The sequence below is a fragment of the Arachnia rubra genome (genome assembly GCF_019973735.1).
GTDB lineage: Bacteria > Actinomycetota > Actinomycetes > Propionibacteriales > Propionibacteriaceae > Arachnia > Arachnia rubra.
The window spans coordinates 1,553,008-1,577,205 of the sequence record NZ_AP024463.1; the positions used below are offsets into that span (position 1 = coordinate 1,553,008).

At 65.3% G+C, this 24,198-nt stretch carries 23 protein-coding genes; 21 read left to right on the plus strand and 2 right to left on the minus strand.

The genetic code is table 11. The features are described 5' to 3' along the window. Positions 1 to 97: 97 nt before the first annotated feature. Complete coding sequence (locus tag SK1NUM_RS07025; RefSeq protein ID WP_212327118.1) at positions 98 to 730, minus strand: DUF1707 SHOCT-like domain-containing protein; 633 nt, start codon at positions 728 to 730, stop codon at positions 98 to 100. 63 nt (positions 731 to 793) lie between these two features. On the opposite strand from SK1NUM_RS07025, the gene dnaE reads away from it, so the two are divergent. The 6 genes from dnaE to hisH are packed head-to-tail and all read left to right on the plus strand — an operon-like array spanning position 794 to position 8,531. Next, positions 794 to 4,348, plus strand: a complete 3,555-nt coding sequence (gene dnaE, locus SK1NUM_RS07030) for a DNA polymerase III subunit alpha (RefSeq protein WP_212327120.1) — start codon at positions 794 to 796, stop codon at positions 4,346 to 4,348. Continuing rightward, on the plus strand, positions 4,341 to 4,898 hold the full coding sequence (locus SK1NUM_RS07035; RefSeq protein WP_212327122.1) for a hypothetical protein: 558 nt from the start codon (positions 4,341 to 4,343) through the stop codon (positions 4,896 to 4,898). The genes dnaE and SK1NUM_RS07035 overlap by 8 nt, the downstream gene beginning before the upstream one ends. Positions 4,899 to 4,904: 6 nt before the next feature. After that, entirely contained in the window at positions 4,905 to 6,206 is a 1,302-nt protein-coding gene (gene hisD / locus SK1NUM_RS07040) for a histidinol dehydrogenase (RefSeq protein WP_212327124.1), read from the plus strand. Positions 6,207 to 6,223: 17 nt separating this feature from the next. Then, positions 6,224 to 7,309 carry a histidinol-phosphate transaminase gene (locus tag SK1NUM_RS07045; protein ID WP_212327126.1) on the plus strand — a complete coding sequence of 362 codons (1,086 nt, stop codon included), beginning with the start codon at positions 6,224 to 6,226 and terminating at the stop codon, positions 7,307 to 7,309. Then, on the plus strand, positions 7,309 to 7,917 hold the full coding sequence (gene hisB, locus SK1NUM_RS07050) for an imidazoleglycerol-phosphate dehydratase HisB (protein WP_212327135.1): 609 nt from the start codon (positions 7,309 to 7,311) through the stop codon (positions 7,915 to 7,917). Before SK1NUM_RS07045 ends, hisB begins: the two co-directional genes overlap by 1 nt. Next, positions 7,914 to 8,531 carry an imidazole glycerol phosphate synthase subunit HisH gene (gene hisH, locus SK1NUM_RS07055; RefSeq protein ID WP_212327572.1) on the plus strand — a complete coding sequence of 206 codons (618 nt, stop codon included), beginning with the start codon at positions 7,914 to 7,916 and terminating at the stop codon, positions 8,529 to 8,531. Before hisB ends, hisH begins: the two co-directional genes overlap by 4 nt. A gap of 40 nt (positions 8,532 to 8,571) precedes the next feature. On the opposite strand, the gene SK1NUM_RS07060 is transcribed toward hisH, so the two are convergent. Beyond that, the gene (locus SK1NUM_RS07060; RefSeq protein WP_212327137.1) at positions 8,572 to 9,375 is read right to left on the minus strand and encodes an SIR2 family NAD-dependent protein deacylase; all 804 of its coding nucleotides are present in this window, start codon (positions 9,373 to 9,375) and stop codon (positions 8,572 to 8,574) included. A 77-nt stretch (positions 9,376 to 9,452) separates the two neighbouring features. Here SK1NUM_RS07060 and SK1NUM_RS07065 point away from each other — a divergent pair, with 77 nt between their 5' ends. From SK1NUM_RS07065 to SK1NUM_RS07135, 15 genes are all read left to right on the plus strand, one after another. After that, positions 9,453 to 10,049: a pyroglutamyl-peptidase I family protein gene (locus SK1NUM_RS07065; RefSeq protein WP_212327144.1), complete on the plus strand. Its 597-nt coding sequence runs from the start codon at positions 9,453 to 9,455 to the stop codon at positions 10,047 to 10,049. A gap of 16 nt (positions 10,050 to 10,065) precedes the next feature. Further along, a complete protein-coding gene (gene priA / locus SK1NUM_RS07070; RefSeq protein WP_212327146.1) occupies positions 10,066 to 10,857 on the plus strand; it encodes a bifunctional 1-(5-phosphoribosyl)-5-((5-phosphoribosylamino)methylideneamino)imidazole-4-carboxamide isomerase/phosphoribosylanthranilate isomerase PriA in 792 nt (263 codons plus the stop codon). 108 nt (positions 10,858 to 10,965) lie between these two features. Beyond that, entirely contained in the window at positions 10,966 to 13,206 is a 2,241-nt protein-coding gene (locus SK1NUM_RS07075) for an HAD-IB family hydrolase (RefSeq protein WP_223927885.1), read from the plus strand. Continuing rightward, positions 13,203 to 14,720 carry a lactate racemase domain-containing protein gene (locus SK1NUM_RS07080; RefSeq protein WP_212327150.1) on the plus strand — a complete coding sequence of 506 codons (1,518 nt, stop codon included), beginning with the start codon at positions 13,203 to 13,205 and terminating at the stop codon, positions 14,718 to 14,720. The genes SK1NUM_RS07075 and SK1NUM_RS07080 overlap by 4 nt, the downstream gene beginning before the upstream one ends. Then, entirely contained in the window at positions 14,717 to 15,457 is a 741-nt protein-coding gene (locus SK1NUM_RS07085; protein WP_212327152.1) for a lysophospholipid acyltransferase family protein, read from the plus strand. Before SK1NUM_RS07080 ends, SK1NUM_RS07085 begins: the two co-directional genes overlap by 4 nt. Positions 15,458 to 15,466: 9 nt before the next feature. Continuing rightward, positions 15,467 to 16,417, plus strand: coding sequence for a GNAT family N-acetyltransferase (locus SK1NUM_RS07090; protein ID WP_212327154.1), 951 nt, complete (start codon positions 15,467 to 15,469; stop codon positions 16,415 to 16,417). Between the two features lie 56 nt (positions 16,418 to 16,473). Further along, positions 16,474 to 17,247, plus strand: coding sequence for a YebC/PmpR family DNA-binding transcriptional regulator (locus SK1NUM_RS07095; RefSeq protein WP_212327156.1), 774 nt, complete (start codon positions 16,474 to 16,476; stop codon positions 17,245 to 17,247). Positions 17,248 to 17,287: 40 nt separating this feature from the next. Then, complete coding sequence (ruvC, locus tag SK1NUM_RS07100) at positions 17,288 to 17,800, plus strand: crossover junction endodeoxyribonuclease RuvC (RefSeq protein ID WP_212327574.1); 513 nt, start codon at positions 17,288 to 17,290, stop codon at positions 17,798 to 17,800. Continuing rightward, positions 17,797 to 18,408: a Holliday junction branch migration protein RuvA gene (gene ruvA / locus SK1NUM_RS07105; RefSeq protein ID WP_212327164.1), complete on the plus strand. Its 612-nt coding sequence runs from the start codon at positions 17,797 to 17,799 to the stop codon at positions 18,406 to 18,408. The genes ruvC and ruvA overlap by 4 nt, the downstream gene beginning before the upstream one ends. A 10-nt stretch (positions 18,409 to 18,418) precedes the next feature. Next, entirely contained in the window at positions 18,419 to 19,438 is a 1,020-nt protein-coding gene (ruvB, locus tag SK1NUM_RS07110; RefSeq protein WP_396020921.1) for a Holliday junction branch migration DNA helicase RuvB, read from the plus strand. A 53-nt stretch (positions 19,439 to 19,491) separates the two neighbouring features. Then, positions 19,492 to 19,896, plus strand: coding sequence for a preprotein translocase subunit YajC (gene yajC, locus SK1NUM_RS07115; protein ID WP_212327166.1), 405 nt, complete (start codon positions 19,492 to 19,494; stop codon positions 19,894 to 19,896). An 80-nt stretch (positions 19,897 to 19,976) separates the two neighbouring features. Beyond that, positions 19,977 to 21,464 carry a protein translocase subunit SecD gene (gene secD / locus SK1NUM_RS07120; RefSeq protein ID WP_396020931.1) on the plus strand — a complete coding sequence of 496 codons (1,488 nt, stop codon included), beginning with the start codon at positions 19,977 to 19,979 and terminating at the stop codon, positions 21,462 to 21,464. Further along, positions 21,464 to 22,597, plus strand: a complete 1,134-nt coding sequence (gene secF / locus SK1NUM_RS07125; protein ID WP_212327168.1) for a protein translocase subunit SecF — start codon at positions 21,464 to 21,466, stop codon at positions 22,595 to 22,597. The genes secD and secF overlap by 1 nt, the downstream gene beginning before the upstream one ends. Then, positions 22,594 to 23,115 carry an adenine phosphoribosyltransferase gene (locus SK1NUM_RS07130; RefSeq protein ID WP_212327170.1) on the plus strand — a complete coding sequence of 174 codons (522 nt, stop codon included), beginning with the start codon at positions 22,594 to 22,596 and terminating at the stop codon, positions 23,113 to 23,115. The genes secF and SK1NUM_RS07130 overlap by 4 nt, the downstream gene beginning before the upstream one ends. A gap of 49 nt (positions 23,116 to 23,164) precedes the next feature. Beyond that, positions 23,165 to 24,187 carry a potassium channel family protein gene (locus SK1NUM_RS07135; protein WP_212327172.1) on the plus strand — a complete coding sequence of 341 codons (1,023 nt, stop codon included), beginning with the start codon at positions 23,165 to 23,167 and terminating at the stop codon, positions 24,185 to 24,187. Positions 24,188 to 24,198 lie beyond the last annotated feature (11 nt).

The following is a 24,198-nucleotide window of genomic DNA, read 5'->3' on the forward strand; positions in this document are numbered from 1 at the left end:
CCTACAGCTTTCCGTCTGAGAGCCTGGCTGAGTATCCCGCTGCCTGTACAAGGTGGGGTGGGGCTGGCCCGACATTTCTCAGCCTTCTATCAGCCTTTTAGGAGAGCTCCTTGCGGAATTTCTTGAAGAACGATGTGTGTTCTGGGCCGTAGACTTTGACATCTCCCAGGATGCAGAAGCCGGTCAGGACCAGCTCCGGGCCCTCCCCGGGAACCAGGCCCTTGACCTTGGTGTCGCCGAGCACTTTGTTGATTTCGTTGCGGACTCTGACCCCTGCTGGCACGCGCAGCTTCACATCCCCCATGAGCACCATGATGCTGAGCCTGCACGACTGGGCCTCGAAGACGGCCGAGGTCATGTCGATCAGGACATCACCCAAGACACTGGTGATCTCGTCCTCGGCCCGCACCAGCACATCGGAGTCGCGCTTTATGCTGCTGAAGATGGCCGTGATGCCGTCGCTCTCCCTGCCGGCGCCGCTAGGATCGACCACCGCCCGGGAAAAGCCATCACTGGTCCGCGCCGTCCTGGGGGTCGGCTCGGGCGCGGCAGGGACCAGGTCGGTTGTCACGGTCCTCAACTCCCCGAAGGTCTTGGCCGACCAGACCTGGCTGAGACGATGGTCGTGTTCTTCCCGGGTCAGGCGCCCGTCGCTATAGGCGTCGGTCAACAGCTGCTCCACCGCGGAACGGTCCGCGTCTGAGCAGCGCAAGTGGTCTGGCTGCGGCATGGGGATCAGCATACGCGGACTCCGCCGTCATCCGGGAGTAGGGTTGGTGCCCGTTCAGGTCGGATGGAAGGAGCAGTCGTGGGGGATTCATTCGTGCACCTGCACTGCCACACGGAGTTCTCGATGCTCGATGGCGCCGCGCGCATCCATGACCTGTTCAAGGGGGCGGAGCGCATGGGCATGCCTGCGCTCGCGATCACGGACCACGGGAATCTTTTCGGCGCCTACGAGTTCTACAAGGCTTCCAAGAACTACGACGTCAAACCCATCATCGGGCTTGAGACGTACCTGACCCCGCGCACCCACCGTTCTGAACGTAAACGCGTGCAGTTCGGCGATGGCACGGGCGAGGACGTCGCGTCGAAGGGCGCCTACACCCACATGACGATGTGGGCCTCCGACAAACAGGCCATGCACAACCTGTTCAAGCTCAGCTCCCGGAGCTCCCTCGAGGGTTTCTTCTACAAGCCGCGTGCCGACCGGGAACTTCTGAGTGAATACGGCAGGGGCTTGATCGCGACCACAGGCTGCCCCTCAGGTGAGGTCCAGACCTTCCTGCGCCTCGGCCAGTACGAGAACGCCCGGGCCGCTGCCGCCGAGTTCCGCGACATCTTCGGGGAGGGCAATTTCTACGTCGAGCTTATGGACCATGGCCTGTCGATCGAGAACAAGGTCCGCCGCGACCTGCTCCGCATCGCCAAGGATCTGAACTTGCCTCTGGTGGCCACCAACGACCTCCACTACGTCCATGCCGAGGACGCCGACGCCCACGACACCTTGCTGTGTGTCTCGGCAGGCTCGCGCAAGGCCCAGGCCGATCGCTTCAAGTTCGATGGCTCCGGCTACTACCTGAAAAGCCCCGAGGAGATGCGGGCTCTGTTCACAGAGCTCCCCGAGGCATGCGACAACACCCTCGCCATCGCGGAACGCATCGAGACGGTGTTCGACGAGGGCATCGGCACCTACATGCCCCGGTTCGACTGTCCCGAGGGGGAGACCGAGGATTCCTGGTTTCACAAGGAGGTCGACAAGGGCCTGCACTACCGCTATCCCGACGGGATCCCCGACGAGGTGATCGAGCGGGCCGCGTTCGAGTCCCAGATCATCTCCACGATGGGATTCACCGGCTACTTCCTGGTGGTCGCCGACTTCATCAACTGGGCAAAGAACAACGGCATCCGCGTCGGGCCCGGCCGGGGCTCGGGCGCGGGGTCCATGTGCGCCTACGCCATGCGCATCACCGACCTGGACCCGCTCAAACACGGTCTGTTGTTCGAGCGCTTCCTCAATCCCGAACGTATCTCCATGCCGGACTTCGATATCGACTTCGATGATCGCCGCCGCGGCGAGGTGATCCAGTACGTCACCCACAAATATGGATCCGACAAGGTGGCCCAGATCATCACCTACGGCTCCATCAAGGCGAAGGCCGCGGTCAAGGACGCCTCCCGGGTCCTGGACATGCCCTTTGCCGTCGGCGAGAAAATCACCAAGGCCATGCCTGCCGACGTGATGGGCAAGGGTGTGCCGCTGCCGGACCTGTTCAACCCGGAGCACAAACGCTACGCCGAGGGCCAGGAGTTCCGTGACCTGTACGACTCGGATACGGATGTCAAGACCGTGGTCGAGGCAGCCAAGGGCATCGAGGGCCTGAAACGCCAGTGGGGCGTGCATGCCGCGGGTGTGATCATGTCGAATGCCCCGCTGCAGGACGTCATCCCCGTGATGAAACGCGAGTCCGACGGCGCCATCATCACCCAGTTCGACTACCCGGGATGCGAGTCCCTCGGGCTGATCAAGATGGACTTCCTGGGGCTGCGGAATCTCACCGTGATCGCGGACGCGGTGAACAACATCAAGATCAACCGCGACATCGACATCGATCTGGAGGAGCTGCCGCTGACGGACCCGGCCACCTACGACCTGCTGCAGCGTGGAGACACTCTCGGCGTCTTCCAGCTCGACGGCGGCCCCATGCGCCAGCTGCTCCGGTCGATGCAGCCCGACTGCTTCGACGACATCTCCGCGGTGGGCGCCCTGTACCGGCCCGGTCCGATGGGCGCGGACTCCCACAACAAGTACGCGCGGCGCAAGACCGGGCGCGAGAAGGTGGAGCCGATCCATCCGGAACTCGCCGAGGCGCTGGAGCCGATCCTCGGCGAGACCTACGGCCTGATTGTCTACCAAGAGCAGGTCATGGCCATCGCCCAGCAGCTCGCCGGGTACACGCTGGGTGCCGCCGACATGCTCCGCCGTGCCATGGGCAAGAAGAAGAAGGCAGAGCTGGACGCCCACTACGAGCGCTTCAGTAAAGGTATGAAGGAGCGCGGCTTCCACCAGGAGCCCATCGACGTGCTCTGGAACATCCTGCTGCCGTTCTCCGACTACGCCTTCAACAAGGCACACTCCGCCGCCTACGGTGTCGTGTCTTATTGGACGGCCTACCTGAAGGCCAACTATCCGACCGAGTACATGGCGGCGCTGCTGCAGTCGGTGCGCGACGACAAGGACAAGTCCGCCGGGTACCTGGCGGAGTGCCGCCGGATGGGGATCCAGGTCCTGCCGCCGGACGTCAACTCCTCCGAGTCGGCTTTCACCCCGGTGGGCAAAGACATCCGCTTCGGGCTGGGGGCTATCCGTAACGTCGGTGACAAGGTGGTCTCCGCCTGGGCGAAGGAAAGGGCGCAAGTTGGCAAGGCCCGGGACTTCCACGACTTCCTGGACAAGGCGCCGCTGCTGATGTGCAACAAGCGGGTGATCGAGTCGCTCATCAAGGCGGGCGGGTTTGATGAACTCGGCCACACCCGCCGGTCGCTGATGACCGTCTACGAGGAGGCCGTGGACTCGGTGATCGAGCTCAAAAAGAACGAGGAGCACGGCCAGTTCGACCTGTTCGGGGACTTCGGCAACACCAGCGACGGCGGTGGCCTGGAGAGACATCCCATCCCGGAACTGGACGAGTGGGACAAGCGGACCAAACTGGCCTTCGAACGGGAGATGCTTGGCCTGTACGTCTCCGACCATCCGCTCAACGGTCTCGAACACGTGCTCCTCCAGCACGGAAAGCATTCGGTCTCAAGCGTCGCAGCGGAGGGTGGTTTCCGGGGCGAGACTACCGTGTGCGGGCTCATCACGGCGGTGACGCGAAGGGTGAACAAGAAAGGGGCTTTCTACGCGGTCATCATGCTGGAGGACTTGGAGGCCAGCATCGAAGTGACGGTTTTCCCGAAGGTCTACGACGTCGTTGCCCAATACCTGGCCCCAGACACGATCGTCTCGGTCAAGGGAGTGGTCGAGGAGGCGGAAGACCGGGCACGCATGCGCGCCCAAGATGTGCACGCGCCGCAGGTCAGCTCTGATGGCGGGGTGGGACCGGTCGTGCTCACCCTGCCGACGGTGCGCTGTACCCCAGGAGTGGTCGGCAACCTCAAACAAGTGCTCTCAGGGCATCCAGGGGGAGCGGAGGTCCATCTTCAGCTCCGTAACGGCGAGAAACTCACCACCTTCCGGCTCGGGAATGACTTTCACGTGGCCCCGAGCTCGCCTCTGTTCGCAGACCTGAAGGCCCTGCTCGGTCCAAGTGCAGTCTCATTCGGGAAGGGAACGGCGCATGGCTGAGCTTCGTCCCACACGGGCCAGGCCCCGGCTGCTGTGGCGAGTCCTACGGTTCTGTGCGGTCCTGCTCGGCCTCGGGACTGTGTGCGCATTCGCCTGGGCGCACCTGTCGCATCGTCCCGGTTACATCGTGTCTCAGGAACTGGGGGCGAGCCTGTCGGAGCGAGGCCTGGCAGACGTCTTTTCAACGGATGCGCTGTTCGTGCTGCTGTCAGCCCTCAGCGGTCTCGTCATCGGCTTGGTGGCGTGGTGGTGGTTCAAGGACCGTGGCTGGTGGGTCTGCGTGGCTGCTGTCGGCGGGGCCCTGGTCGCCTCGCTGATCACCTGGCTCGGTGGGATGTGGATCCTTCCCCCAAGCTTCGACGCTCGCCTGGCGGCAGCCTCAGCCGGGGATGTCGTGCTCATTGATCTCACCCTGCATGCTTTGTCGGCGCTGATGGTCGGACCGTTTTGCGCCATCACGCCCGTGATGCTGTTCGCTGTCTTCTGGCCCGAGCAGCCGCCTGTCCAGGGACCTCCGACCGAGCCGCGCCGCATCGCGGCTGTAGACTGACCGACCGTGCTTAGAACGGTTGACCTGACCGCCATCAAGGGTGAATACCGGGCCCATATCCCCAGAGCCGCGCTGGATGTGGCCGGCGCCATGGATGCGGTGAAGGGAATGTGCGACGAGGTCCGTGACCGGGGCGCCGAGGCTCTTGCCGAGTATTCCGGGCGTTTCGACGGCGTGGTCCCCGCTTCCTTCCGGGTGCCGGAGGAGAGACTGGCCGACGCGCAGCGGCGGCTTGACCCCTTGCTCCGGAAGGCCTTCGAGGAAGCCATCAGGCGCCGGCGTCTCGTCGCCGAGACCCTGGAACACGACCCCGACCCCAGCCCCGCCATCCTGGCCGAGGGTGCCCGGGTGGGGCTGCGGAACATCCCGGTCGAGCGAGTCGGGCTCTATGTCCCAGGAGGGCTGGCGCCCCTGGCCTCGAGTGTGATCATGAACGTGGTTCCCGCCCAGGTCGCGGGGGTGAGGGAGATCGCCGTCGCCTCACCGCCCCAGGCCGAATCCGGCGGGTGGCCACACCCGAACATTCTTGCGCTCTGCCATCTGCTGGGGGTCACCGAGGTCTATGCCGTCGGTGGTGCCCAAGCCATTGCGATGTTCGCCCATGGGGTCGAGGGCCTCTGTACCCCAGTGTCGATGGTCACGGGCCCGGGAAACATCTACGTGGTGGCGGCGAAGCGCCTGTTGCGGGGAATCGTCGGCATCGACTCCGAGGCAGGCCCAACCGAAATCGCCATCATCGCAGACTCCTCCGCGAACCCCGCTTATGTCGCGGCCGACCTGATCTCTCAGGCGGAGCACGACCCGATGGCTGCCTCCGTCCTGATCACGGACTCTGTCTCCCTCGCTGAGGCTGTGGAAGGTGAACTGGAGAGCCAGGTGGCGCAGACAAGGCACCGGGAGCGTATCCGCACTGCGCTGGCAGGACAGCAGTCGGCCGTATTGTTGGTGCGTGATCTCGACCAGGCGGTGCAGGTGGCGGATGCCTACGCGGCGGAGCACCTGGAGATCCAGACACGCGACCCCGGACAGGTGGCGGCCCGGATCCGCAACGCCGGTGCCATCTTCGTCGGCGAACACTCGCCCGTCAGCCTCGGCGACTATTCAGCAGGTTCCACCCATGTCCTGCCGACCGCGGGCTGCGCATGCCACGGCTCCGGGCTGAGCGTGCGCTCCTTCATGCGGACCGTGCACGTCATCGGCTACTCCCGGGATGCCCTGGCTGAGATCGCGGACGGGATCGAGCGGTTCGCCCTGGCCGAGGATCTGCCTGGTCATGCTGCGGCAATCACGGTCAGGGCAGAACGATGAGCAGTAGCTGCAGAACGATGAGCAGTAGCTATGGTGACCTGCCGCTGCGCGCAGACCTGGTGGGGCAGGAGCCTTATGGTGCCCCGCAGCTCGACGTCCCGGTCGTGCTCAACGTCAACGAGAATCCCTACCCGCCCTCACCCGCACTGAGGCAGGCGATGGGGGCGGCCATCCAGGAGGCGGCAGGGTCGATGAACCGTTACCCGGATCGTGACGCCCTCACGCTCCGTGAGGCTCTGGCCTCCTACCTCGGGAACGGGCTCACGGCAGGCAATATCTGGGCGGCCAACGGCTCCAACGAGATCATGAGCCAGCTGCTGACCGCCTTCGGCGGCCCGGGCCGCACGATGCTCACCTTCACTCCCACCTACTCGATGTATCCCGAGTACGCCCGCAACACCTGCACCTCCTACGTGACCGAGCCACGCCGCCAGGACTTCACAGTGGATGCCGGCCTCGTGCTCTCCGCTATCGCCAGGCACAGCCCCACGGTGGTCGTGATCACCACCCCGAACAACCCCACCGGCACCTGCACCAGCCTGGAGGTGATTGACGCGGTCTGCTCGGCGACCGATGCCGTGGTGGTGGTCGACGAGGCATACCAGGAGTTCTCCCAGACCCCAGCTGCCTTGTCCCTGCTGGCCAGGCACCCACGGCTGGTTGTCACCCGGACCATGTCCAAGGCCTTCGCCATGGCGGGAGGCAGGGTTGGTTACCTGGCCGCGTCCCCAGCCGTCGTGGACGCCTGCCGGCTCGTCCGGCTGCCCTACCACCTGAGCGCACAGACCCAGGCTTTGGCGCTGGTCGCCCTCACCCATCAGGATGAGCTGCTGTCCAGGGTGAGACAGCTGGCTCAAGAGTGCCGGTCCTTCCAGGACTGGCTGCGGGACAATGGCTATGAGGTGGTTCCCTCCGAGGCGAACTTCGTGCTGTTCGGGCGTTTCACGGATCGCCATGCGGTGTGGCAGGGCCTGCTGAACCGTGGTGTGCTGATCCGTGAGACCGGCCCCCAGGGCTTCCTCAGGGCCTCTGCGGGAAAACCTGAGGAGATGGCCGCCCTCAAAGAGGCACTCGCAAAGATCAATCCGGAAGGACGCCATTGATGAGCCGTACCGCCACCAGGTCACGCTCCACCAGCGAGTCCGAAATCACCGTCAGCCTCGACCTCGATGGGACCGGGCGCAGCCGGATCTCCACAGGGGTCGGCTTCTACGACCACATGCTCACCGCCCTGTCCCGGCACTCCCTGATCGACATGGAGATCCAGGCAGCCGGTGACGTGCACATCGACGGGCATCACGTCGTCGAGGACACCGCCATCGTGCTCGGGCAGGCGCTCGGCGAGGCTCTCGGAGACAAACGCGGCATCCGGCGGTATGCCGACGCCACGGTGCCCCTGGATGAGGCTCTCGCGCACTGCGTGGTCGATGTGGCCGGGCGGCCCTACGTGGTGTGCTCCGGTGAACCCGAGGGCCAGGCCTACGCCCGGATCGGGGGATCGGGCGTGGTCTACGCGGGCTCGATGACCTATCACGTGTTCGAGTCGCTGGGGCTGAACGCCGGACTCTGCCTCCATCTGCGGCTTCTCGCGGGCCGCGACCCGCATCACATCGTCGAGGCCGAGTTCAAGGCCCTGGCGCGGGCGCTGCGGGACGCCGTGACCCTTGACCCGCGTGTGCCCGGTGTCCCTTCCACCAAGGGGTCGCTCTGAGCCGCCGGGTCGGGTTGTTCGACTACGGATCGGGCAACCTGCACTCTGCAGCCCGGGCCCTGGAGGCCGCAGGAGGGCGGGTGGCACTCACCAGGAGCACCCGCGAACTGGCCGCGTGCGACGCGCTGGTGGTGCCGGGGGTCGGGGCCTACGCCGCCTGCATGACTGGGTTGCGCGCGTCGGGGGGAACCGAGCTGCTGGCTGATTGGCTGCCTACCGGCAAGCCGCTTCTCGGGATCTGTGTCGGGCACCAGATCTTCTTCGAATCGGGGTCGGAGCACGGCGTCCAAGCCACGGGGCTGGGGATCTGGCCGGGGAGGGTCCAGCTTCTGGCAGCTCGCAGGCTGCCGCATATGGGCTGGAATCGCGTCGAGGTGCCGGACGGCAGCAGGATTTTCGCGAGTGTCGAGACAGAACGCTTCTATTTTGTCCACAGCTATGCGGCGCCAGTGCTTCCGGTGCCACCGCAACCCGGGACGCTGGTCACCACCGCCACCCACGAGACGACTTTCATCGCGGCGGTGGAGAGCGCAGGCATCTGCTCTACGCAGTTCCACCCGGAGAAGTCCGGGGCCGCCGGAGTGCGGCTGCTGCGCAACTGGCTGGAGCAGTGAGCAGTGTAGGTCTGACGGGCCCGTGATTAATGACGATTAATTACGCTGACCTGCCGGTGTCTGCCGTCAACTGGTCCACCAGCTGCGGCAGCCCGACGGCCGCGGTCGTGCGCCAGTGCAGGTTGCACGCCAGATCGGTGGGCTCTGGATTGACCTCCACGACGAAGGAGCCGGCCTGTAGCGCCAGCCCGGGGAGGGCCGCGGCCGGGTAGACGATGGAGGAGGTGCCGACCACCAGGGTCAGGTCGGCCTGCTGCGCGGCCTCGACGGAGGCGTCGATGTCGGCGGCGTTCAGCGGCTCACCGAAGAACACGATGCTCGGTCGCAGATCCCCGCCGCAGGCTGCGCACGCCGATGGTGTGACGCGCAGATCCGGTTCTCGTGAGGCAGCCGAAAGATCCGGGTCGCCCGGGCGGCCACAGTCGATGCAGTGGAAACGGTCCAGCCTTCCATGTAGATGGGCGAGAACCTCGGATCCGGCACGCTCGTGCAGGTCATCGATGTTCTGGGTGACGACATCGAGGCGCTGCAGCGGAAGTGCGCCACCGGCCAGGGCCGCCCAGCGTGCCAGGGCCGAATGTCCCGCATTTGGGGAGGTAGACCTGACGATGCCGATGCGCCACAGGTACCAGGCCCAGACCAAGCTGGGGTCGGTCCGCCAGCCCTCCTCGGTGGCCATCGCCTCGGGTGAGTAATGGGCCCATAAACCTGCCGACTCGTCACGGAAGGTCGGCACCCCGGATTCCGCCGACATGCCCGCCCCCGTGAGGATCAGGACCGTGCGGGCGGATCTTGCCTGCGTCAGGAGTTCGGGGGGCGGTGGTTCCAGTCTCCGGTGGTTCATGGCTCCACTCTTGCACAGGTCATGCACGAGGCCTTTTGGTGGTGGGGCCGGATGCGCGTGACCGTTATCCTGAGCCGGTGCATATCCTGGTAACCGGGTTCGAGCCGTTCGGCGGCGACGACGTCAACCCTTCCGCCGAGTTGGTCGCCCGCCTGCGTGGTGAGGTCGCCACCGCGGTCCTTCCGGTGGAGTTCGAAGCTCTGCGGGAGCTGGTCCCCGCACTGCTGGCCGAGCACCATCCCTCGCACGTGGTGTGCCTTGGATTGTCAGGCCGCGCTACCGGGCTGACCCTTGAGCGCGTGGCCCTCAACCTGGCCGACGCCCGCATCCCGGACAACGCAGGGCATCAGCCCATCGACCAGAGCATCGTCCCGGACGGCCCTGCGGCCCGGTTCGTCACCCTGCCTGTCAAGGCGATGTTCAAGTCCCTCCTGGAAACCAGCATTCCCGCAGAACTCTCGCTCAGCGCCGGAAGCTATGTCTGCAACGCCCTGCTCTACCTCATGCTGCACGAGGCGGATCGGATACCGGCGCAGCGGAGCCCCAGGTGTGGGTTCATTCATGTCCCGCCTGCCGGCGTCCTGGGTCTTGACTCTCAGGAGAGGGGCCTGAGAGCTGCTCTGAGGCAGGTCGGTGCACCCGAGATGCACGTCGCTGAGGGAGCCCTTGACTGATCTTTAACCCCGGCTGATGGCTGCTATCCCGCAGCCCGCCTTAGCGGTAGGGTTGCGCGTCGTGGAAGCATTGCAGTTGTTGCCCGCGGTGGATGTTCAGGGTGGTCAGGCCGTCCAGCTCGTCCAAGGAATTGCGGGAACCCAGAAGGAGTTCGGGGATCCGCTTTCCGCGGCACTCAGGTGGCAGGAGGAGGGTGCAGCCTGGATCCATCTGGTCGACCTCGATGCGGCTTTCGGGCGTGGCTCCAACGCGGACCTGCTGGCCGGCATCATCAGCAGGCTCGACGTCAATGTGGAACTCTCCGGCGGAATCAGGGATGACGAGTCCCTGAACAGGGCTCTTGCAACCCGATGCCGCCGGGTCAACATCGGGACCGCTGCTCTCGAGCGGCCAGAGTGGTGCGAGCAGATCATCGAACGCCACGGTGACCGGGTGGCCATCGGCCTGGACGTCCGCGGGGAGCGCATCGCCGCCCGCGGCTGGACAACGGAGGGCGGGCCATGGGCTGAAACCCTCGACCGCCTGGCTGCGGCAGGCTGCCAGCGTTTCGTCGTCACCGATGTCAACTCCGACGGTATGCTCACCGGCCCCAACCTGGAGCTGCTGGACGAGGTCTGCGCCCGCACCAGCGCCGCCGTGATCGCCTCAGGTGGTGTTTCCTCGCTCGACGACCTGCGCGCGCTGCGAGCTCTCGTCCGTGACGGCGTGGAGGGCGCGATCGTGGGGACCGCACTCTATCTGGGCCGGTTCACCCTCGCCGAGGCCCTGGAGGCCGCTGGGCCACAGCTGGCTGGGGGCGTGGCATGAGCCTCGTCCCCCGCACCAGCTTCGGTGCCTCCGAGTCGACACGCCTCCACACCCCCCCCGCTCCTGACCGGCCGGATTGCCGAGCTCCTCGCCGGCAAGAAAATCGCAATGACAGGTGTCACCGGTTTCATCGGTGAGCAGATGCTCTGGAAATTTCTCACCGAGTGCCCCGACACGACCACCGCGGTGCTAGTGCGGCGCAAGGGCTCCCTGTCCGCGGCAGACCGCGTGGCCTCGCTGCTGAAGAAGAAGATTTTCAAGGACATCGTCGCCAAGGCCGGATCCGTCGAGGGGCTGCTGGCCAGCCGGATAGAGGTGATCGAGGCAGACCTGCCCGACGCGCCAGAACTGCCGCGTGACATCGACGTGCTGGTGCACTGCGCCGGGGATGTCTCCTTCGACCCGCCCATCGACTCAGCCTTCAAAACCAATGTGCTCGGCACCAAGGCGTTGCTGACGCGGTTCCGTGAATCCTGCTCCGATGCCGACGGGAACCTGGTACGCATCCCGCACTACGTCCACATCTCGACCGCCTACACCGCGGGCCGGCGCAGGGGACCGATTCCCGAGACGGCGCATCCCCACGAGGTGGACTACGAGGCCGAGACCCGAGCCGCGCTCGCGATGGCCGAGAGCGTCGAGGCACGTTCCCGGACCTCCGAGCAGCTGGCTGTGCTGCGCAAGGAAGCAGAGAAACTACACCGCCGGGCCGGGTACCTGACCACCAGTGAGGACACCGAGCGGCGGCGCCTGGCATGGGTCAAGAAGGAGCTGATCGCCGCTGGCACGGAGCGGGCCCGTTCGCTCGGCTGGACTGACGTCTACACCTTCGCGAAGGCGATGGGGGAGGCCGTCGTGGTGGACCTGTGCCGTGACATGCGGGTCTCGATCGTCCGCCCGGCCATCGTGGAGTCCTCCCTGAGGGATCCGTACCCCGGCTGGATCGAGGGTTTCAAGATGGCCGACCCGATCATCCTGGCGTATGGCCGGGGCCAGTTGCCCGAGTTTCCGGCCTCCCCGGACTCCGTCATCGACATCATCCCCTGCGACTATGTCGTCAACACCATCGCCGCGGTCTGCGCGACCCAGCCGGAGGTGGGAGAGGCTGAGTTCTATCACTGCTCCTCAGGGGCCAGGAATCCCCTGACCTTTCGTGGTATCTACGAGCACATCCGCTCCTACTTCTCGGCGCACCCCTACATCGAGGGGCAAGGGTCCCACCAGCTGGCGAGCTGGGATTTTCCCGGCCCCGAGCCGGTGGAGCGGAAGCTGTGGCTCGCCGGTAAGGGCGTCGCGATCGGCAACCGGCTGCTGAGCTTCGCTCCCCGGGGCAAGAGGACCCTCGCCGCGGCCCGGGCACTCGATAAGACGGCCAAGCAACTGGAGTTCCTGAACAAATACCTGAGCCTCTATGGCGAGTACCTGCAGTCCGAGCTCCACTTCGTCGACGACTGCACCCTGGCGCTGCACAACAGCCTTCACGAGGACGACCGTGCGGCGTTCGGCTTCGACTCGGCGGACCTGGACTGGCATCACTACATAGAGGAGGTGCACGTCCCCGCCATCACCGGTCCTGTGCGACGCCTCGAGGCCGCCCGCCGTCGTCGCAAGGCTCGTTCTACGACCTATAAAGGCCTGAAGCCTACAGAGCCCGGGACCGTGCTGGCAGCCTTCGACCTCGATGGCACCGTGATGACCACGAACGTGATCGAGACCTACCTGTGGTTGCGGCTTCCAGAGCTGTCGCTGGTGCAGCGGGCAGGGGAACTGATGAGGGTGGCGGCCCAGCTGCCCAACTACCTGGGAGCCGAGCGCAAGGACCGTGGGGTGTTCCTCCGGCAGGTCTATCGCCGCTACGAGGGCGCCCGGCTGGCCGAGCTGGAACGTGTCGTCGACGAACAGCTCACGCCGTTCGTGCTGGACCGGACCTCTCCCGAAGCGGTGCGGCGCATCCGGGAGCACCGGGAGGCGGGGCACACGACGATCCTGATCACCGGTGTCATCCGTCCTCTGACCAGGCCCTTCGAGGGGCTGTTCGATCACATCATCGCGGCCGACCTGGCAACAGGCCCTGACGGGGTGTGTACGGGTTTCCTGACTGGGCCGCCCATGGTCGGTGACTCACGGGCGGCCTGGCTCACCCACTACGCGGGCCTGCACGGGATAGACCTCAAGGCGTCTTTCGCCTATGCCGACAGCCACGTCGACCTGCCCATGCTCCGCACCGTGGGGAATCCTGTGGCAGTCAGTCCCGACATCGGCCTGATGCGGGCCGCCAGGGAATCCGGCTGGTCCATCATCGACTGGCCCTCCCATGCCCTACAGCCCAGATGGAAGATGCCGTCATGACCCGTCCTGGTTTCGTCCTGAAGGTTGATGACCGCACGCCGCCGCTGCTGACTCTCTCAGGGGGCAGCTACGAGTTGCAGCGTTTCCCTATGGGAACCCAGGTGGTCTATGCGCCACAGCCCGTTCCCTCGCTGGACCCGGTGGGACTGATCGAAGGCGCCTTGGCCAATCCGGTCGGCTGCGAGCCGCTCGTCGGGTTGCTGCGCCCGGGTATGAAACTGACCATCGTCGTGGGCAATGTCGACCCGGTGCTGCCGAGAATGCGCTTCGACATCAGGCGCAGCATTCTTGAACGCCTTCTCGAGCACGCTGCCCGGACGCGGGTGGACGATGTCGCCATCGTGGTGGCCGGGGGCCTTGGTCCGCGTTGGAGCGGCCAGGACATCGTCGAGGTCCTCGGAGACCGGGTGGCCTCCTCGTTCCTACCCGACGCGATGATCACCAGCCACGATGTGATGTCGAAAGATCTGGTCACGGTGGCCACGGTGGGTGGTGAGCCGGTGCGCCTGAACGCCCGGGCCGCGGAGTCGGACCTGGTGATAGCCGTCGATGTCTGCCACGGCCCGCACGAGCAGATGCTGCTCGCCACCGGGGCGACGGACGTGGCCACCATCAATCGCATAAGTGGGTTCTCCGGCAGCGAGCCGGCGCGCCGCGAGGTGGCCGCCGCGATCCATCAGGCAGTACCCGTATTCGCGATCACCGCGGTGGCCGGTCAGCCTTATCTCGGCCGCAGCCTCCGTTTCCTGAACCACCGTGAATGGGAGTGGCGGCTTCCGGAGCAGGTGGCTTACGCCACCGCCCGCCAGCTCACCGCAGCCCTGCCGCGGCAAGTCACCCAAAAGCTCTACGCGTCGCCCCGCGCCGATTATGAGCTCTGCGACGTGGTCGGCGGCACCCCCGGGCAGGTGTCGCCACGTGCCGCGGAGGTGTGGCGTGCAGCAAATGCTGTGCCGACGCCACGAACGGACATCCTGATCACCTCGGTGTGGGGCAGCAGCTTCGATGTGGGAGACGCCATCGGCTCACCCATCAACGCCTCTCATCAGGCTCTGCTCGCCGGTTCCGGAATCGGCGAGCAGCAGCCGCTGCTTCGTGATGGCGGCATGCTGATCGCGTTCCATCCCCTGAGCCAGGTGTTCCCGAACCGCCTTCTGGCCCCTGCCGCTGACTTCTTCGCCAAGGTGCTGCCGGCGACGAGGGAGCCTGCAGAGATCCGAGAGCGATTCGAGCGGCAGGCGCTGTTCGACGACTGGTATCTCAAGCTCTATCGGGACCACAACGCCTGGCATCCGCTTGCGGTCTTCCACACCTGGTATGCGATCTGCCGGGCCATCGGGCGGCTGAGCGGGGTCATCTGGGTCGGAGCCGACCGGCAGACCGCCCATGTCCTCGGGCAGCGGGCAGCCACCACCTTGGACGATGCCCTGGAACTGGCCCGCGAGGTGGTCGGAGAGCAGGCGGAGAGCACCTATCTGCATGGGCCTGGGCGGATCTCTGGGGAGCCGCGGTGATCACCTGGTTCTCGGACATGCTGGGGTTCGCGCGCATGGGTTTCGGGCTCAGGCAGCGGCGTCCAGCCGATGCTCCCGAACCTGTCGGGCGGCGGCGCAACCGCCTGGCGCGTTCGGATCTCAGTGAGACCCCCAGCCTGCTGAATCCGCTGACCTGGCGGCTGGAGTACCAGGTGGCCGGGCTTGATTCGCTTCCCGGGCTAGAGGGGCCGGTCGTTTTTGCCGTGAATGAGCAGGGCCCCCTGGACTGGCAGGTCCTGAAGGCCGTCCTGCCCTCCCGGCTGCGCACCACCAATCGCAGTGTCAGCCGTGCCCTGCGGAAGGGGCGCAGCATCGTCGTCTTCTCCGCTCCCTCACGCGTCGACGGTGGGGTGGGGGAGTTCACCGCCCTGCCGGCGGAGCTTGCGAACGAGCACAATGTACCGATCGTACCGGTCGCGGTGGTTGGCACATTCAAACTGAACGAGGTGCTGAAACTCGCCCTGCAACGCCGTCCCCGCGTCTCGGTGCGTTTCGGCTCTCCCATCTATACACGCGGGCAGTCGGTCGCGGAGACGACCGCCATGGTGCAGGGAGCCGTGGGTGCGTTGTTCCACTGCGGAGAACTATCCTGGTGGGCAGTCCAGAGCCGCACCCCTCTGGCCAGTGGTGAGCTGATGCCCCGGTGGCGCAGGCTCTGGCAGCAGACGGCTCCGCGGCCCAGTCGGCGCCGCCGTATCTGGAAGAGCGATGGCTGAGGAGGAGCTGTGGACGTCTATATCGAGAACCATCTTGAGTGGCGCCTCCTCAGCCAGGACGATTGGGAGGAGATGTTTTCCCTGCGCACCCAGCTTGAGGCGCTGGATGACTCAGTGCTGCCGGCTATCGACCGGGTAATCGGCGGAGCCGACCAGGCGATCACGCAGGGCGATGCCGTGGGGGGCTGGGACTCCTATGGCAGCATGTCGGCCTTCGGGTGGAATATCCACGAACCGGGGACCCGTCCCGCGAAGATCTTCCTGCTCGGCGGAGTCCATCCGACCCACCGGTACCAGGGCATCGGACGTGCGCTCCTGGCCTGGCAGGAGGAGCGGGCGCTTGCCTGGCGGGATGAGCATCACCCCAGGGAACCGGTCTGGCTCGGTTCGTACGTGGAGGCGGATCAGACCTGCTTGAGACATCTGCTCGAACAACGTGGTTTCCAGGTGGAACGCTACTTCTTCGACATGCACAGGGAACTGTTCAACCTGCCCCGGCCGCATGACGTGCCCGGCGTGGTGTTCGAGAGTTTTTCCTCTGGGCGCAGCCGCCAGGTGCTGCAGCTGCACAATGCCTGCTTTAGCGCCCGGATCGACGAGACAACCTGGGATGACTCGCTCGCGGAGGAGACGTTCCGGGCCGACTGGTCATGGGTTGCTGTCAGCGACGATCAGGTCATCGGGTACTGCCTGTCGGGAACCGATGACGCGGCAGGACTGGATGGGGTCATGGAGGGCTGGTGTGACAGGCTCGGAGTGGCGAGGGGACACCGTCACAAGGGGATCGCCGAAGCGCTGCTTGCCCGGTCCCTGCACTCCATGGCGGCCTCGGGCTGTCCCGCTGCGGGAATCGGGGTTGACACCCGAAACCGGGCGGTGGCCGACTGGCTCCACCGGGTGCTGGGCTATGAGGAACGTGACGGTGTCACCCTTCTTGGCAAGAGCATCCCTGCGGCTTGAGCTAAGCTCACCCAAGCAGACAAGCAGAAATGACCTCTAACCTAAGGGCGGGATGAATGAGCGGCCACTCTAAATGGGCGACGACCAAACACAAGAAGGCGGTCATCGACGCCAAGCGCGGCAAGCTGTTCGCCAAGTTAATCAAGAACGTGGAGGTGGCTGCACGGATCGGCGGCGGGGATCCCAGCGGTAACCCGACACTCTATGACGCCATCCAGAAGGCTAAGAAGTCCAGCGTCCCCAATGACAACATCGACCGGGCCGTCAAACGTGGCTCCGGGGCGATCTCCGGTGGCGCCGACTACGAGACGATCATGTATGAGGCCTACGGTCCCTCGGGCATCGCCATCCTGATCGAGTGCCTGACCGACAATCGGAACCGTTCTGCCTCGGATGTGCGTGTCTCGGTCACCCGCAATGGCGGCACGATGGCCGATGTCGGCTCGGTGCAGCGCCTGTTCGCCCGCAAGGGGGTCGTCGTGGTCCCCAAACAGCAGGATGGCCGGGAGATCTTAGAGGACGACCTGCTGGAGGCGGCTCTCGAGGCAGGCCTGGAGGAGGTCAGCGACGAGGGCGAGTCCTGGGAGGCCATCTGTGATCCGAGTGACACCGTGGAGGTTCGCAAGGCGGTCGAGTCGGCGGGTTTCGACTATGACTCCTCGGAGGTGCAATTCGTTGCCTCCTTCGACCAGGAGGTCGACACCGTGGAGGTCGCGCAGAAGATATTCCGGATCATCGACGCCCTCGAAGACTCTGACGACGTCCAGAACGTGTTCACCAACCTCGACCTCACACCGGAGGTGGCCGCGGCCCTCGAGTCTGAGGATTGATCGTCTACAATCCGAACTGATGTTCGAGAAGAAGCGCATTCTGGGGATCGACCCTGGTCTCACCCGGTGCGGCATTGGCGTGGTCGAGGGCACGGTGGGACGTCCCCCGCTGTTCGTGGCCGTCGGGGTGGTCCGCACGAGCCCGGACCTGGACCTAGCGCATCGGCTGCTGCAGGTCGAGTCGGGGCTGGAACGGTGGTTCATGGACCATCGTCCCGATGTGGTGGCGATCGAACGTGTGTTCGCCCAGCACAACACGGCCTCTGTGATAGACACCGCCCAGGCCGCCGGTGTCGCGGCTTTGGTGGCTGCCCGGCGGGGACTCCCCGTCACCTTCCACACACCCAGTGAGGTGAAGGCTGCCATCACCGGATCAGGACGGGCTGACAAGTCACAAGTGACCTCCATGGTCACCACGGTCCTGAAACTCAGCGCACCGCCCAGGCCCGCCGACGCAGCTGACGCCTTGGCGCTGGCGGTCTGTCACGCGTGGCGTGGCGGCCATACCAACCGGTACGCGGCCCTGGTCGCGGCGGCGAGAGGAAAACGATGATCTCCCAGTTGACGGGCACCGTTGCAGCAGCGGGGGCGGCCTGGTTCGTGATCGATGTCGGGGGAGTGGGGTTCCGCGGTCATTGCACCCCGGCCACGGCGGCCGCGCTGCGGCCTGGGGAGCCAAGCACCCTCCACACGTCCCTCGTGGTGCGTGAGGATTCCCTGACCTTGTTCGGGTTCGGCAGCGATTCCGAGCGGGAGGCCTTCGAACTGGTGCAGGGGGCCTCTGGTGTGGGGCCCAAGGTGGCGCTTGCCATCTGCTCGGTGTTGTCACCATCCGACCTGAAACGAGCCATCCTGTCGGAGGATCTGCGTGCTCTGTGCCAGGTCCCTGGGATCGGCAACAAGAGCGCCCAGAAACTGGTCCTGGAGCTGAGGGACAAAGCCGGATTGCTCGCTCTGGAGGATACGGGACCGGCCCCGGTGAGCACTGCTGCCGCAGCGGACGAGCTGTGGCGCGAACAGGTCACGGAGGGCCTGCAGGGACTCGGGTGGTCGGCCAAGGAAGCTGCGGCGGCCTGCGAGGCTGTGGCCCCCCTGGCAGCCGAGGGAGCGGGTGTCGCCCAGCTGATGCGAGCGGCTCTCGGCACCCTGGCGAAGCGGTGAGGGGATCATCGTGGAGTCTTCTGAAGTGGATCCCGTCAGCCGCTCCGAGGAGAGGGACTTCGAAGCGGCGCTGCGTCCGAAGCGCCTGGCCGAGTTCGAGGGCCAGCCGCGTGTGCGTGACCAGCTTGGGCTGGTCCTGAACGCGGCCAGGCACCGGGGCGCCAGCCCAGATCACGTGCTGTTGTCCGGTCCTCCCGGGCTGGGGAAGACCACCCTGGCGATGATCATCGCGGCAGAGCTGGGCGTGAACCTGCGTATCTCCTCCGGCCCGGCGATCCAGCATGCCGGGGACCTGGCTGCGATCCTGTCCGGGCTCGACGAGGGGGACGTGCTGTTCCTGGACGAGATCCACCGGCTCGCCCGTCCCGCCGAGGAGATGCTGTATCTCGCCATGGAGGACTTCCGGGTGGATGTCGTGGTCGGCAAGGGGCCAGGTGCTACCGCGATTCCAATTGATCTGCCGCCCTTCACCCTGGTCGGTGCCACCACCCGTGCGGGACTGCTGCCGGGGCCGCTCCGGGACCGTTTCGGCTTCACCGCGCAGCTGGACTTCTACGACGCCGCCGACCTGGCGGGTATCGTCGCCGCTTCCGCCCGGAAACTGGGAGTGCAGCTGCAGGACGCGGCTGCTAGGGAGATCGCCGGGCGTTCCCGCGGCACGCCACGGATCGCCAACCGGCTGCTTCGCCGGGTGCGGGACTATGCGCAGGTGGGCGGGCATGACACAGTGAGACTTCCCCATGCCCGCGCCGCCCTGGAGCTCTACGAGGTCGACGAGCGTGGCCTGGACCGTCTTGACCGGGGAGTGCTTCGCAATCTGTGCACCTTGTTCGCTGGCGGTCCCGTCGGCCTGTCTACCTTGGCACTCAGCGTCGGGGAGGAGACCGAGACCGTCTCGGAGGTCGCCGAGCCCTTCTTGATCCGCGAGGGCCTGATGATGCGCACGCCACGCGGACGGATCGCCACCTCCGCTGGGTGGCGGCATCTTGGGCTGACGCCGCCCGCTGGTGAGCCGGCATTATTCGAGTGAGCTATCCTGACCCACGGCAAACCCGCCAATCTCCTCGTTAGGAATGAATGAACATGACACCTGAGATACAGATGCTCTTGATGTTCGTCCTGGTTGGGGCCTTTGGGTACTTTTTTATGATCCGGCCCCAGAAGAAGCGTCTCAAGGAGCAGCAAGAGATGTTCAACTCGCTGCAGCCGGGCTCCCGGGTTGTTCTCACCTCGGGTGTGTTCGCGACCATCGCGCACGTCGCTGAGACCCAGATGATCGTGGAACTTGCCCCGGGAGTCGAGGTGACCATTCTCAAGCAGGCCATCATCCGGCTCGCGAAACCCGACGAGGAGGAGTTCGAGTTCACCGATGAGACCGGTGAGGCGGAGGATCCCGCCGGCGTCCAGGAAGTCGTGGAGGGTGATGAGGCCCTTGAAGACGCGGACTCCGGCGTGACTGAAGAGAACTCTGTTTCCGAGAAGAACTGAATCGAGACCGTATGGCAACGGCATCCCGTAAACCCCGTCCTGGGCTGACACTGATCATCTTTCTGCTCGCCATTGGAGCGATGTTCGGGATCATGTCGGTTTCCGGAACCTGGTCCCCGAAGCTCGGCCTTGACCTGCAGGGCGGTACGACCGTGACCCTGACAGCGACGAACTCGACGGTCGAGAAGAAGTCACTCGAACTGGCCAAGAGCATCATCCAGAAGCGGGTTGACGGGCTTGGGATCGGTGAGGCCTCGGTGGCCACTTCTGGTGACCGGAACATCGTCGTGTCAGCCCCCAACGTCCAGCGCGATGACTTGGTGAGGCTGATCGGCAGCACCGCACAGCTGACCTTCCGGCCAGTACTGCAGGCCACGCAGGCCGGGCAGCAGACCACGGACGCGAATCTTCCCGGCCTGCCGACCCCCACCCCTGAGCCGGGTGAGACGGGCAGTCTCCTGAGTGTCTCCGATGTCCTTGCTTACCAGGCTTCGCAGCAGGACCTGCAGGCCTTCAGCGAGTTCAAATGCAAGGACAAGGTGGAGGCGCCGCTCGACAAGGCCACCTTCGCCTGCGATGCGTCAGGGCAGATGAAGTATCTGCTCGGGCCGGCGGCGATCATCGGTCAGCGTGTGGTCCGGGCGAACTCCGGGGTGCCTCAGGGGCAGGTCTCTCCCGTCGTGACCTTGGAATTCGACGAGACGGGAACCAGCATCTTCAGCCAGATGACCCAGGCACTGGTCTCCAAGCAGCAGCCGGCGAACCAGTTCGCCGTGGTGCTCGACGGGGTGGTGCAGTCCGCTCCCCGGATCCAGACAGCGATCACCAACGGCCAGGCGCAGATCTCCGGCAACTTCACCAATGAGTCTGCGGCCGAACTCGCCAATATCCTGAAATTCGGTGCCCTGCCGCTGACCTTCGCGTCCTCCCAGGTGGAGACCGTCTCGGCCACCCTGGGCGGCGAGCAGCTGCGAGTCGGCCTGATTGCCGGCGGCATCGGCCTTGGGCTCGTGATCCTGTACTGCATCGCCTACTACCGAGGCCTTGGTCTCGTCGTGATCGGTTCTCTCGGTGTGGCCGCGCTCGCTACCTACTCCTCCATGGTGGTGCTGGGTGAGGCGATGGGCTTCACCCTCAACCTACCGGCGATCGCTGGCGCCATCGTCGCGATTGGCGTGACAGCCGACTCCTTCGTCATCTACTTCGAACGCATCCGCGACGAGATACGCGACGGGCGAAGTCTCAGATCCGCCCTGACAACAGGCTGGGTCAAAGCCAGGCCCACGATCCTGGTCGCCGACATGGTCTCGATCCTGTCCGCTATCGTCTTGTACATCCTCGCTGTCGGTGCTGTGAAAGGCTTCGCCTTCGCACTCGGCCTGACCACACTGATCGACCTGGCGGTGTGTTTCTTCTTCACCAAACCCCTCGTGCAGGTGCTGGGGCGCACGAAGTTCTTCGGCGAAGGCCACAAGCTCTCGGGGCTTGACGCCAGCCACATGGGCGTCACCCGGGACTCACTGCTCGGACGCCGAACCCGCCGCACCCACCACGCCAAGGAGGCCTGATGTCCGCCAAGCATGGGCTCGCCCACCGTTTCTACACGGGCCAGGTCTCCTACGACTTCGTCGGTCACAAGAAGTTCTGGTACTCCTTCTCCGCCGTCATCCTCGCCATCTGCTGCATAGCCGTCGGCCTCAGAGGGCTGTCGCTCGGAACCGAATTCCGGGGCGGGACCGATTTCCAGGTGTCGATGCCGGTGACGGAGAGCACCATCGACGACGTGAGGTCCAAGGTTGCTGGCTTTGAGGCCAAGGACTTGGAAGCCCAGGTCTTCTCCCTGGGGGAGAACGCCGTGCGCATCCAGACCCGTCCCCTTACCGAGGAGGAGACTATCTCGGTGCGCGCCGGTATCGCGGAGCTGGCCAATGTGCAGCCTGGCGATGTCACGTACACGGCTATCGGCGCCTCATGGGGTGAGCAGATCCTCAGCCAGGCGCTGGTAGCCCTCGCTGTGTTCATCACGCTGGTCATGGTGCTGATCGGTTTTTGGTTCCGGAACTGGAAGATGTCTCTGGCGGCCGTCATAGCGCTGGGACACGACCTGGTCGTCACCATCGGCATCTACGCTTTGGCCGGGCTATCGGTCACGCCGGCGACTGTGATCGCTGTGCTCACCATCCTCGGCTATTCCTTGTACGACACCGTGGTGGTCTTCGACCGGGTGACGGAGAACACCAAGAACCTGAAGGACAGTAGGCAGACCTACGGTGAGGCTGCAAACCTGGCGATCAACCAGGTCCTGATCCGGTCCCTCAACACCACGCTGATCGGCATCCTGCCGGTGACGGCGCTGTTAATCGGCGGCTCCATGCTGCCCCACAGCCCTCTCGAGGACCTCGGCCTCGCGCTGTTCATCGGCATGATCGCCGGTGCCTACTCGTCCATCTTCATCGCTACCCCCCTGCTGGTGCAGATGAAGGAACGGGAACCAGCCCAGGTTGCGCACCGGGCCTCGCTGGCCCGCAAGGCCGAGCGGGCAGCGGCCAAGGCCTCGCGTACGTCCGGAGAAGAGGACGAGGTGACAGACTCCATGGCATCTGAAAAGGACGATGAGGCCGTCTCCGCCTCTGCCACCGCCGAGAAACGACGGCAGCGCAGCAACCTCTCCCGTGCGCAACGGAAGCTTCAGAAGCGATGAGCCTGGTCTCCTCCCTGATTGCGGACGTCCCGGACTGGCCCAAACCAGGTGTGATCTTCAAGGACATCACTCCGCTGCTGGCCTCTCCAGAGGGGTTCCGGCAGGCCGTTGACGCGATCGTCACCTCGGCACCCGAGGCCATCGATGTGGTGGTCGGGATGGAGGCCCGTGGATTCATCTTCGCAGCGCCCGTGGCTCTCGCCCTCGGAGCTGGTTTCGTCCCCGTCCGCAAACCCGGGAAGCTGCCCCGGCCTGTGCTGAGCGAGTCCTTCGATCTCGAGTACGGCACGGAGACGCTGACGATGCACGCCGACGCCCTCGTGTCAGGGGCGCGCGTACTCGTCGTGGATGACGTGCTTGCCACGGGCGGCACCATCGCGGCCACGGCGGCACTGCTGAACCGGCTCGGCGCGGAACTGGTGCACGTCAGCGTGCTACTGGAGCTCACCGCTCTCGGGGGCAGGGAACACCTGGCTGCCCAGGGAATCAGCAGTTGTTCGGCGGTTCTGACAAGCTAGGACTGTGGGCAGGCTGAGAAAACGGATTCCCTTGGGGTATGCCACCTCGATGGTGAGCATGCCCCGCCCGCGTGTGAGGCCACTACGTGAACTGGGCAAACGTGCTCTGCTGGCACTCCTGCTGCTGATGGTCAGCACGTTCATCGTGTGGCTGGACCGTGGCTCGTATGTGGACAACATCCGGCATGACGGAGTCAGTTTCATCGACGCCCTGTACTACTCGACGGTGACGATGACCACCACGGGCTACGGCGACATCACCCCGCTCGCCCCGCACGCCCGGCTCCTGAACGCCATCCTCATCACCCCGATGCGTGTCGGCTTCCTGGTCCTTCTGGTCGGCACCACCATCGCTGTGCTGGCAGACGAGGGCAGCCGCACCATCCGTGACCTGCAGTGGAGGCAGAGAATGCGCAATCATGTCGTCGTCATCGGCTACGGCACAAAGGGACGCAGTGCCATCAACACGTTGCGCCGCCATGGGGAACCCGATGACCGGATAGTGGTCATCGACAGCAGCGACGTCGCAGTCAGCGAGGCGAACCTGGATGGCCTGGCCGCGTTCCTGGGAGATGCGACGCGCCGTGACCTGCTGCGGCGGGCCGAGGTGTCCAAGGCCCGCAAGATCATCATCTGCCTGTCCCGTGACGACGCGGCGATCCTGACGACACTGACCGCAAGGCAGCTGAATCCCGGCGCGAGCATCATCGTCAGCGTGCGTGAGAAGGACAATGTCGCCTTGGTACGGCAATCGGGAGCCACATCGGTGGTGACCTCTTCAGACACCGTCGGGCGCCTGCTCGGGCTCTCCGCGGTCGGACCGGAGCTCGGAGCCATCATCCAGGACCTGCTGACTGCCGGGACCGGGCTTGAAGTGCAACAGCGGCAGGCCATGCCCAGTGAGGTTGGACAGTCCCCACATGACATCAAGTCAGAGCAGGTGATCGGCATCATCCGCAACGGCACGCTGCGGCGTTTCTATGACTCCACCGCTTCCAAGATCCAGACCGGCGATCAGCTGATAGTCGTTCGCCGTGCCGAGCAGCCTGTTCCGCAGGACACCGATGACTGAGCTGCGGTTCT